This is a genomic window from Bhargavaea massiliensis (genome assembly GCF_050480245.1).
Classification (GTDB): Bacteria; Bacillota; Bacilli; order Bacillales; family Anoxybacillaceae; genus Anoxybacillus.
This window is the reverse complement of the sequence record NZ_JBCNEQ010000071.1, coordinates 1-11125: the sequence shown is the minus strand read 5'-3', so window position 1 is coordinate 11125 and position 11125 is coordinate 1. Positions and strand designations below refer to the sequence as shown.

Genomic DNA, 11125 nt, shown 5'->3' with positions numbered 1-11125 from the left:
TCCTTGCGTAAGTTTCGTGATGATGGTGAGTACATGTTCATCTTAAACCATACAGATCAAGAAAAACGGTTTCACAATTTGACCCTCAAACCGTATGATAGTCAAATCGTTAAAATTTAGCATAATAAAGGGGTTGCATCAATGGCTACATTGAAAGAAATCGCAGAGAAGGCAGGGGTGTCCGTTGCCACTGTATCGCGTGTATTAAATTATGATATGACGTTATCTGTATCGGACGAAACGAGAAAGCGCATTTTTGAAATTGCCCAAGAGCTTAACTATAAAACGCCTAGGGAACGTAATCAAATGAGCGCGAAAGAACGGCTTCGTTTTGGCGTTGTCAACTGGTACTCGGAATCTCAAGAGCTTGACGATCCATATTATATGGCAATCCGTCTCGGTGTAGAAAAGGAATGTTTTCATCGCCAAATTGAGCTCGTCAAGTTGTTTAAGAAAGATGGTTCGTATGAATCAGAATGGTTAACAGGTTTAGATGGAATTATTGCTGTTGGGAAGTTTGGGAAACAAAATATTGACTTATTCATGTCAGTCACAAAACATATTGTTTTTGTTGACTACTCTCCCGATGAAGATCGCTTTGATTCTGTCGTTGTTGATTTTCGGAAAGCAACTGTTCGTGTTCTTCAATATTTGATGGATCTCGGTCATAAGCATATCGGTTATATTGGGGGGCGCGAATATGTTGGTGATGGTCAACTAGTTCAAGATGAGCGTGAACGTACATTTTATGAATATTTATATTTGCGCGGCATGTTCATTCCAGAGTATGTATTCACCGGACGTTTTATTGCTGAAGATGGATATATGTTAATGAAACAAGCACTTCAGCTACCAAATCGTCCAACTGCGTTTTTTATCGCAAGCGATTCGATGGCGATTGGAGCGTTGCGGGCGCTACATGAAGCTGGAATTGATGTGCCAAATGAAGTGGCCATCGTAGGCTTTAACGATCTTCCTACATCGAAATTTGTTCAACCACCGTTATCGACTGTGCAAGTTTATACGGAATTTATGGGCGAGACGGCCGTTGAATTGCTTGTTGAACAAATTCAAACGAAAAGAGAAATACCGAAAAAAATTGTTGTTCCAACAAAACTTGTTGTGAGGGAAAGTAGTTGTATCTACACAGTAAAGAAATAGCTTCCGCTTTGGCGAAAGCTATTTCTTTTAACATGTGCAAAAGGGGAATAAACATGAGACTTGTACAAGAACAACGAACAAAAATAAATGGTCAACCGATCATCGCATTTACACTTGCTAATGATCATGGAATGGAAGTTACTTGTTTAAACTACGGGTGCATCATTACAAGTATACTTGTGCCTGATAAAAATGGAAAATATGAAAATGTTGTCTTAGCGTTTGATGACTTTTCTTCGTATTTGACAAACCGTCCGTATTTAGGAGCTGTCATCGGAAGGGTAGCCGGGAGAATAAAAAATAGTTGTTTTGAGTTAAATGGAAAAACGTATAGATTATATGCAAATGAAAATGGAAACCATCTGCACGGTGGAAAGAAAGGGTTTCATCACATCATTTGGCAAGCAGCAGGATTTTCGAAAAAAGAAGAAGTTGGTGTCTGTTTTTCACATCGGAGTGTTGATGGGGAAGAAGGATATCCTGGGAACGTCGATGTGCAAGTCACATATACATTAAACAATGAAAACGAACTAATTATTTCTTATCAAGCCATTTCTGATGAAGATACGCCGTTTACATTAACGAATCATACGTACTTTAATTTGAGCGGTAACGTAAAAAAAGATATTTTGCAACACGAACTAAAAATGAAAAGTGACCGTTTTTTACCGTTAGATCATGAATTTATCCCGACTGGGGAAATAAAAGATGTGACAGGTACACCTTTTGATTTACGTCAAGGGAAAAAGTTGAGAGAAGTCATTGAGTCAACTGATCCGCAAATTCGTTTAGTCGGACAAGGATATGACCATCCATTTATTTTAAATACTCATCATGATGAAGAAATTGTCTTATTTGACCGTGAAAGTGGGCGAACATTAGTTGTTGAAACGGATGAAGTTGGTGTCGTCGTATATACTGGGAACCAAATCCCTCATGGTGAAAAAATGAATGGTCTACAATCTCGAAAGTATTTAGGCATTTGTTTAGAGACACAAGCGTTGCCAGATGCGGTTCATCATCCTCATTTTCCGTCTTGTATATTGCAGGCAGGACAATTGTATTCATCGACAACAAAATATACGTTTCGTGTGTCCTATTAACATCATGGAACGTTTTATTTTACGATAAAAATAGCCTTCAACGCGAAGGCTATTTTTTTACGGCTTCTTCTAATGTTTCAAGCATTGATTGTTTTTGTTCCTCTGTTGCATGATTCCATAACGCTTCAAATAAAACGCCAAGACCAGGTAAATATTTTTCTTCACCTTGTTGAATCGCATCAACGATCGTATGTTCAAGCTGGTCTTTTGAGCTGTTTGCGACGTTTGCCATGACGGCACCGCGTAAATTAAAGTCCATTGTTTTCACTCCATTCTTTATGTATTGCGTAAGTAGTTTTTGCTATAATGATAACTACTATTCATAAAAGAGGAGAGAGAAAAATGGAAAAAGCAACATTTGCTGGTGGGTGTTTTTGGTGCATGGTTACGCCGTTTGAAGAACTTGATGGGATTTACGGCATCGTTTCTGGATACACAGGTGGACATGTCGAACATCCGACGTATGAACAAGTGAAAACAGGAACGACAGGACATTATGAAGCGGTACAAATTACGTTTGATCCCGATGTATTTCCGTACGAAAAATTGTTGGAGTTGTATTGGTGTCAAATTGATCCAACGGATGACGGGGGGCAATTTCACGACCGTGGTCCACAATATCGAACAGCGATTTTTTATCATAACGAAAGACAAAAAACATTAGCGGAGCAATCGAAAAAACAATTAGAAGAAAGCGGTCGTTTTTCCAAGCCGATTGTAACAGAAATTTTACCAGCGACAACGTTTTATCCAGCAGAAGACTATCATCAAAATTACCATAAGAAAAATCCGAAACATTATAAAGAAGACCGTGCGGCATCTGGACGCGATGAATTTATTGCGAAACATTGGGGGAAAAACGAGTGAAACGAATTGAATCGCCAAAAAATGAACGAGTGAAGCAATGGAAAAAACTGCTCACGAAAAAAGAACGCGAGAAAACAGGGCTATTTTTAGTAGAAGGATTTCATTTAGTAGAAGAAGCAGTGAAAAGCGGTGTGCACATTGAACAATTGATCGTTGTTGAGCATGCGGACATTCCAGCTAGTTGGAATATTTCTCATATTCCGATGACGATCGTGACCGATGAAGTGATAAAAGCGATAAGCGATACAGAAACACCGCAAGGCATCGCAGCGGTATGTAAACAAATGCATTGGAACGTGGATGATGTGCAAACGGCGTTGTTCGTTGATGCAGTACAAGATCCCGGAAACTTAGGAACGATTATTCGTACCGCAGATGCTGCTGGAATAGACGCTGTTGTCGTCGGAGAAGGAAGCGTCGATATATATAACGCAAAAGTGATTCGTGCAACACAAGGTTCGTTGTTTCATTTCCCTGTGATAAAAGGAGATATTGGACAATGGATCGCCCATTTTCAAAACAGGCATATTCCGATTTATGGAACATCGCTTCAAAACGGAGTAGACTATCGATCTGTATCTCCTTCGTCATCGTTTGCATTAATCGTTGGAAACGAAGGAAGCGGTGTGAACGATAAATGGCTACAGCAAACAACTGCCAACTTATATGTGCCGATTTATGGGAAGGCAGAATCGTTAAACGTAGCCGTTGCAACAGGGATTTTACTTTACCATTTGCAGAAAAAATAAACACATGTTTGCATCATCACCTTGCACCTCATTGCTCATTTGCTTATAATAAATGAAGAATTTCATCATACAAAAAACGATGATCGAGAAGAGTAGCTTGCCGATCGCCATTCAGGGAGAAAACGCCATAGACTGCGAGCGTTTTTATGGCTTAAGCAAGTGAATTCACCTCGGGAGTTGGCGCTTGGACCATTTTGCGCATGCAAAATGTAAAGGCGTTCCGGTGTAGACCGTTATCGCAATGAAGTGAGCTATGTTGATTGCATAGCTAACAAGGGTGGTACCGCGAGTGCACTCGTCCCTTACTTAAGGGGCGAGTTTTTTATTTTTTATACATAACAAGGAGGGATTTCCATATGAAGGAACGGTTACAACAGCTTCAACAAGAAGCGCTTGAAAAAATTGAACAAGCAAACGATTTAAAAGCGCTCAATGACGTACGTGTGGCGTATCTCGGCAAAAAAGGCCCAATTACCGAAGTGCTACGCGGGATGGGGGCGCTGTCGCCTGAAGAGCGCCCGCTCATGGGAGCGCTTGTCAACGACGTGCGCGAAGCGATTCAACGAGCATTAGAGGCAAAACAAGCAACGCTTGAACAAGCAGAAGTAGAGAAAAAACTAGCGGCGGAAGCGATTGATGTGACACTTCCGGGTCGCCCGATTAGACGCGGCAACCATCATCCACTCACGCGCGTTATTGAAGAAATTGAAGATTTATTTATCGGCATGGGATATACGATTGCCGAAGGTCCAGAAGTGGAGCAAGATTACTACAACTTTGAAGCGCTCAATTTGCCAAAAGGTCATCCGGCGCGCGATATGCAAGATTCATTTTATATTACAGAGGAAATTTTATTACGTACACATACGTCTCCGGTGCAAGCGCGCACAATGGAAAAACATCAAGGGCGCGGTCCTGTAAAAATCATTTGCCCTGGAAAAGTATATCGCCGCGACAACGACGATGCAACGCATTCCCATCAATTTACGCAAATTGAAGGGCTCGTGGTAGACGAAAACATTCGCATGAGCGATTTAAAAGGAACGTTGCGTGAATTTGCGCGCAAAATGTTTGGTGAAGATCGCGACATTCGCTTCCGTCCAAGCTTTTTCCCATTTACCGAACCGTCTGTTGAAGTCGACGTGTCATGTTTTAATTGCGGCGGGCACGGCTGTAACGTATGTAAAGGAACAGGTTGGATTGAAATTTTAGGGGCGGGCATGGTGCATCCAAACGTGCTCGAGATGGCAGGATTTGACTCAAAAAAATATACCGGCTTTGCGTTCGGTATGGGTCCAGAGCGCATTGCGATGCTTAAATATGGCATTGATGATATTCGCCATTTTTACCAAAACGATCTTCGTTTCTTGCAACAATTTCATCGGGTGTAAAAGGAGGGGTTAGTGATGTTTGTTTCATATAAATGGCTACAGGAATATGTCGATTTAACAGGCATTACGGCAAAACAATTAGCCGACCGCATTACGAAAGCAGGCATTGAAGTAGAAAGCGTTGAGGTGCGCAATAAAGGAATACAAGGTGTTGTCATCGGACATGTAATTGAGCGCGAACAACATCCGAACGCTGATAAATTAAGCAAATGTTTAGTCGATATCGGGGAAGGGGAGCCAGTACAAATTATTTGCGGGGCACCGAACGTCGCAAAAGGACAAAAGGTTGCCGTTGCTAAAGTTGGTGCCGTATTGCCTGGCAACTTTAAAATTAAACGCGCAAAACTGCGCGGTGAAGAATCGAACGGCATGATTTGTTCGTTGCAAGAGCTTGGCGTGGAGTCAAAATTAGTGCCGAAAGAATACGCTGACGGCATTTTCGTTTTCCCAAGCGATGCACCGGTCGGAGCGGATGCGCTACAACTACTTTACCTGGATGACGAAGTGTTAGAACTTAGTTTAACACCAAACCGCGCCGATTGTTTAAGCATGATTGGTGTCGCTTATGAAGTAGCGGCAATTTTAGGACGAAGCGTGAAGCTTCCGACCATCGAACTTCACGAAAACAATGAAAATGTTCATGATTATATTTCTGTCCGCGTCGATGCACAAGAAGATAATCCTTTATATGCAGGGCGCATCGTGAAAAACGTAAAAATTGGCCCATCGCCGCTTTGGATGCAAGCGCGTTTAATGGCAGCTGGCATTCGACCGCACAACAATGTCGTTGATATTACGAACTACATTTTACTTGAATACGGTCAGCCGCTTCATGCGTTTGACTACGACCGCCTCGGTTCAAAAGAAATTGTCGTTCGCCGCGCAAAAGCCGGCGAAACAATCGTGACACTTGATGATGTAGAGCGCACGTTGACAGAGGAGCATCTTGTCATTACAAACGGGAAAGATCCTGTCGCTTTAGCTGGTGTGATGGGCGGTGCCAATTCGGAAGTATGTGATGAAACAGTAAACGTATTTATTGAAGCAGCATATTTTAACGGAGCGACGATTCGCCAAGCGGTTAAAGATCATGGATTGCGCAGTGAGTCGAGCACACGGTTTGAAAAAGGCATTGATCCTGCGCGCACGAAAGAAGCGCTTGATCGTGCAGCGGCGTTGATGGCGGAATATGCTGGCGGAGAAGTCGTTGGCGGCGTTGTGGAAGTCAACACACTGACAAAAAAAGAAGTCGTCGTTACGATTACGTTAGATCGTATCAATCGCGTGCTTGGCACAACAATTACGAAAGAAGAAGTCGCAGGCATTTTAACGAACTTGCAATTTACATTTACGGAACATGACGGCACGTTTATGATTACTATTCCGTCACGTCGTGCAGATATTACAATTGAAGAAGACATCATCGAAGAAGTAGCGCGTTTATACGGATACGACCATTTGCCAGCGACATTGCCGATCGGGGAGGCAAAGCCGGGGAAATTAACGCCATATCAAGCAAAGCGTCGTCACGTGCGCCGTTATTTAGAAGATGCGGGATTATTTCAAGCGATTACGTACTCGCTTACAAACGAAGCAAAAGCGACGATGTTTGCGCTTGAAACGGCGCAACCGATCCGTCTTGCTCTTCCGATGAGCGAAGAGCGCAGCGTCTTGCGCCAAAGCTTAGTGCCGCACTTATTGGAAGCAGCAAGCTATAACCGCGCCCGCCAAGTCGAAAACGTCGCGCTATATGAAATCGGCTCGGTATATTTAGCAACAAATGAACACGAGTTGCCAAACGAAAAAGAGCGGTTAGCCGGCGTCTTGACAGGTGTATGGCACGCCCATTTATGGCAAGGGGAGAAAAAAGCGGTTGACTTCTACGTTGCAAAAGGCATTTTAGATGGTCTATTTGCCTTGCTAGGATTAGAGAACCGTATCGAATATAAGCAAGCGAAGCGCGAGCACCTTCATCCAGGGCGCACGGCCGATATGTTGCTAGACGGCAAAACAATTGGTTTTATCGGTCAGCTACATCCGGTCGTGCAAAAACAATTTGATTTAAAAGAAACGTATGTGTTTGAACTAGACCTTGAAGCTTTATTAAAAGCGGAAGTAGATGACATTCGCTATACAGCGATTCCACGCTTCCCGTCCATTACGCGCGACATCGCCCTTGTCGTTGATGAACATGTCGTAGCAGGTGACCTCGAGCGAGCAATTATTAAAGCAGGCGGAGAGCTATTAAAAGAAGTAACGATTTTCGACGTTTACAAAGGCGATCGCCTCCCAGAAGGCAAAAAATCGATCGCCTTCTCGCTCCGTTACTATGACCCAGAGCGGACATTGACGGACGAAGAAGTCACAAACGTTCACGAACAAGTCATCAAAGCGGTCGAACAACAATTCGGCGCCACATTGCGCGGGTAAAGCGAACCCCCATCTGATGCATAAGCATTGGATGGGGGTTTTTATGTCCTTGGCGGATCGGTGGGGGCGTTTTTTATCTAGTCCGCCAAAATTGGCGGGGTTCGACAGCAAGTTTGTGGTGAATAATGGAAAAAAAGTGAAGTATAATCAAATTATCAAAACGAAAGGAGCATTCCTGTTAGAAGTTTTTTCGGGGACTTGAATAAAAAAAGCCCTCTTGGTATGATTCGGGGGTGTCAATCGGATGAATTGACCCCTAATTTGGATACCAAGGAGGACTATACATGAATTCTATCTCAAACAAGAAGATTAATCAAGTCACCGATCAAACGCTCGTCGTTGGCATGGATATCGCGAAAAAGAAGCATTATGCCTGCTTTGTGGGTGAGCGAGGGAGGGTGCTAAAAAAATCGTTTCCCGTTCCGCAATCCAGAGAAGGGTTGGAATGGTTGTACCAGTGCATCGTGAAAGCGATGGAGGAATTTGAAAAAACGGAAGTGATCGTTGGCATCGAGCCAACGGGACATTATTGGCTCAATCTCGCTTACTTTCTTGACGAGAAGGGCATCTCTCTCGTGATGACAAACCCGATGCACGTGAAGCGCTCCAAAGAGCTAGACGACAATCTTCCAACCAAGCATGATGCGAAAGACGCGCTCGTCATTGCCCGGTTAGTGAAAGACGGCCGATTCAGCTATCCTCGTATTCTGAAAGGGATGGAGGCCGAACTGCGCGCAGGGGCGACGTTTCGATCCAAACTCGTGGAAGAGCAGGGAGCGGTTCGAAATCAGATGATTCACTGGCTCGATCGGTATTTTCCGGAATTTACGCAAGTCTTTCCGTCGTTTGGGAAAATGGCGCTCGCGGTGCTGGAATATACGCCATTTCCGAGTGATCTGGCAGGAAAAGAACTAGAAGAGGTGCTGGCCCTTTACCGGCAAAGTGAGGGATTACAATCGCCACAAAAACCGAAAGCGAAGAAGTTGATGGAATTGGCCCAACACTCCATTGGCGTAACGGAAGGACAACAGATGGCCCGTATCGAAATTGCCACACTTGTCCGCCGGTACCGCCAATTGGAGGAAGAAATCGAGGCACTGACCCAGCAACTAACGGAACTTGTGCAAACATCCGTGGAATACGAATGACTCAAAACGGTTCCGGGCCTAGGGGATGCGACTATCGTGGAACTGTTATCGGAAATCGGGAGTTTTTCCCACTATCAGGATCCGCGCTAATTATTGAAACTTGCGGGCCTGACACTGCGGGAGCATTCCTCCGGCCAACACAAAGGGAAAAAACGGATCTCGAAGCGTGGAAGAAGGCGGTTGCGCGCCCTCCTCTTCCGCGTGATGATGCCGATGATCCGCCACAACGAAGCGTTTCGACAGTTACATGAATATTACACGACACGGCCCGATAATCCGTTGCGGAAGAAGCAATCCATTGTAGTGTTATGCGGAAAATTACTGAAGGTACTGCATGCGGTGTGTACGAAACGACAGGTGTTTGACGTGAAGTGAATGATGCAGGACATCTTTGGCCTCGAAACGGCTGCTTGATGCCTATAGTCTCGATTCTCTAGACAACAAGGATGACACGGAGAAGCTGGCGCGATATCATCCGTTCGACCTTGAGTCCCTAAAGGAGCTTAGCCGGCCTCTGCCTGATGACTAGACCGAACGAAGGAATGTAGGCACAAGGATGCCAAGAGACATGGGAGGGTTCGTCATCATCAGCGATGCAGAGATCCAAGGTGCATCACATACGCTTCCCCCACTACAATCAAATTTAACCAGTAGTGACCGCGAAGCGTACCCAGTCAATGTAAGATATACACATATTTAAGAAATAATATTAGAAACTTTGTCGAAAAATATTTTTTTGACACCCCTGAAACGGCTACAACCGTTGATATATCAACATTTATAGAGGGAGTAGAATTTAATGGAGGAGGATTTTTACTGGTCTATATTTAATTTTTCAGTTGGAATTTTTGGGATTTGGATGTTTTTTTACACAACACGACAAAGATTTTTTCATAGCAAAACTTTTAGTCGTCTTAAATATATAACTCCATTGCCTATATCTTTTAATTTTTGGCTTATTAAAATTTTGTATTTTGTTGGCGGATTATTATGTGTTGTAGTTGGAATATATGGAATGGCTCGTCCATTTCTCTAAGTAATGAGTATCCATGATGCTAGTGTTGGCATCATGGATCTGTTTTTAGGGAATGATACGTATTACTTAGTTTATCGGATGAAACAGACGCCAACAACAACATCACAGCGGAATATACGTGGGACGCATTGGGCCGCCCGGTCACGATGACGAAAGCCGGAGCCACTTACTACTATCATGTGAACGGTCATGGAGATGTCGTCGCATTGACGGACGCAAGCGGAAATGTCGTCGCCCAATACGAGTATGACGCATGGGGTAACATTCTGTCCAAAACCGGTGCGATGGCATCGACGAACCCATACCGTTATGCCGGGTATTATTACGATGAGGAAACCGGGCTATACTACCTAATGGCACGTTATTATGATGCGAACATTGGTCGGTTTATTACAAGGGATACGTTCCATGGGTTTGAAAATGAGCCGCAAAGCTTGAATCAGTATGTGTATACGAAAAATAACCCGGTAATGTATGTGGATCCAAATGGAAACTATGCATGGATCGTATTGTCATTTCTAAGCGGGGGCGCAAATGCAACTTGGCAAATGGTTTGGGACTTTTATAAAAAATATAAATTTAATCGGAGTGCGTGGATAAATAAATTTAATTGGAAAAAATTCGGTAATTTATTTGTTACGGGGGGATTAATAGGTATATATGGTAGAGGAATAACTACCTGAATCCGTGACAAAACATCTTTACAATGGATGCAAACCGTTGATACGATAAGGGAAAACGACGTTGACGACTCTTCATCAAGTAGGTGAATGTGATGAAAGATTTCCCGATTCGGTTTGTATTGACAGATGAAGCGATTACTCCAAGTGCTGGGCTTGCTCTCGTGGGCTACTTACTGCACCAAACGAAGCTGGATAAACGAGTAAACGCCCTTCGGCTCCCAACGGTTCGTCGAGATGTGCACATTTCCCATAGCGACGTCATTCGCTCGATGATCGGCTTGCTTGCCACAGGAAAAACGGATTTTGATCATATCGAAGCGTATCGTCAGGACGATATCTTTTCGACATCAATGGGCATTCGGCACGTACCTTCCTCCCCAACGTTGCGACAGCGACTCGATCAGCTCGCTTGTCTTCCGATGACCGAAGCAATCATTTGGGAGGAATCGATGCGTCTGTTGGTTCGACAACACGCTACCTTGTCTCCTTGTTGGACCAAAGGGAAGACGACATGGCTCCCACTTGATGTAGACGGCTCCCCATTTGACAACTCCGAT

The 11125-nt window shown here is 43.8% G+C and carries 10 protein-coding genes, 2 pseudogenes and 1 other annotated feature; of the genes and pseudogenes, 11 read left to right on the top strand and 1 reads right to left on the bottom strand.

The genetic code is table 11. The features are described 5' to 3' along the window. Nucleotides 1-33 precede the first annotated feature (33 nt). The 3 genes from ABEV15_RS12685 to ABEV15_RS12675 are packed head-to-tail and all read left to right on the top strand — an operon-like array spanning nt 34 to nt 2264. Entirely contained in the window at nt 34-120 is an 87-nt protein-coding gene (locus ABEV15_RS12685) for a hypothetical protein (protein WP_309138144.1), read from the top strand. A gap of 21 nt (nt 121-141) precedes the next feature. Next, complete coding sequence (locus ABEV15_RS12680; protein ID WP_268852343.1) at nt 142-1161, top strand: LacI family DNA-binding transcriptional regulator; 1020 nt, start codon at nt 142-144, stop codon at nt 1159-1161. Between the two features lie 53 nt (nt 1162-1214). Continuing rightward, the gene (locus ABEV15_RS12675; RefSeq protein ID WP_498853419.1) at nt 1215-2264 is read left to right on the top strand and encodes an aldose epimerase family protein; all 1050 of its coding nucleotides are present in this window, start codon (nt 1215-1217) and stop codon (nt 2262-2264) included. Nucleotides 2265-2313: 49 nt separating this feature from the next. On the opposite strand, the gene sspI is transcribed toward ABEV15_RS12675, so the two are convergent. After that, complete coding sequence (gene sspI / locus ABEV15_RS12670) at nt 2314-2523, bottom strand: small acid-soluble spore protein SspI (protein WP_077429330.1); 210 nt, start codon at nt 2521-2523, stop codon at nt 2314-2316. Between the two features lie 83 nt (nt 2524-2606). On the opposite strand from sspI, the gene msrA reads away from it, so the two are divergent. The 8 genes and pseudogenes from msrA to ABEV15_RS12630 all read left to right on the top strand — a co-directional run. Then, the gene (gene msrA, locus ABEV15_RS12665; protein WP_004889108.1) at nt 2607-3131 is read left to right on the top strand and encodes a peptide-methionine (S)-S-oxide reductase MsrA; all 525 of its coding nucleotides are present in this window, start codon (nt 2607-2609) and stop codon (nt 3129-3131) included. Continuing rightward, a complete protein-coding gene (locus tag ABEV15_RS12660) occupies nt 3128-3880 on the top strand; it encodes a TrmH family RNA methyltransferase (protein ID WP_498853418.1) in 753 nt (250 codons plus the stop codon). The genes msrA and ABEV15_RS12660 overlap by 4 nt, the downstream gene beginning before the upstream one ends. A 70-nt stretch (nt 3881-3950) precedes the next feature. Beyond that, nucleotides 3951-4186: a binding site (T-box leader), on the top strand. A gap of 50 nt (nt 4187-4236) precedes the next feature. Next, nucleotides 4237-5271, top strand: a complete 1035-nt coding sequence (pheS, locus tag ABEV15_RS12655; RefSeq protein WP_498853417.1) for a phenylalanine--tRNA ligase subunit alpha — start codon at nt 4237-4239, stop codon at nt 5269-5271. 15 nt (nt 5272-5286) lie between these two features. Next, entirely contained in the window at nt 5287-7701 is a 2415-nt protein-coding gene (pheT, locus tag ABEV15_RS12650) for a phenylalanine--tRNA ligase subunit beta (RefSeq protein WP_498853416.1), read from the top strand. Nucleotides 7702-7985: 284 nt separating this feature from the next. Then, nucleotides 7986-9224, top strand: a pseudogene (locus tag ABEV15_RS12645) (IS110 family RNA-guided transposase). Between the two features lie 424 nt (nt 9225-9648). Beyond that, on the top strand, nt 9649-9885 hold the full coding sequence (locus ABEV15_RS12640; RefSeq protein WP_021321627.1) for a hypothetical protein: 237 nt from the start codon (nt 9649-9651) through the stop codon (nt 9883-9885). 128 nt (nt 9886-10013) lie between these two features. Continuing rightward, on the top strand, nt 10014-10568 hold the full coding sequence (locus tag ABEV15_RS12635; RefSeq protein WP_498853415.1) for an RHS repeat-associated core domain-containing protein: 555 nt from the start codon (nt 10014-10016) through the stop codon (nt 10566-10568). 92 nt (nt 10569-10660) lie between these two features. Continuing rightward, nucleotides 10661-11125 (top strand): annotated as a pseudogene (locus tag ABEV15_RS12630) (IS1380 family transposase); the annotation flags it as partial.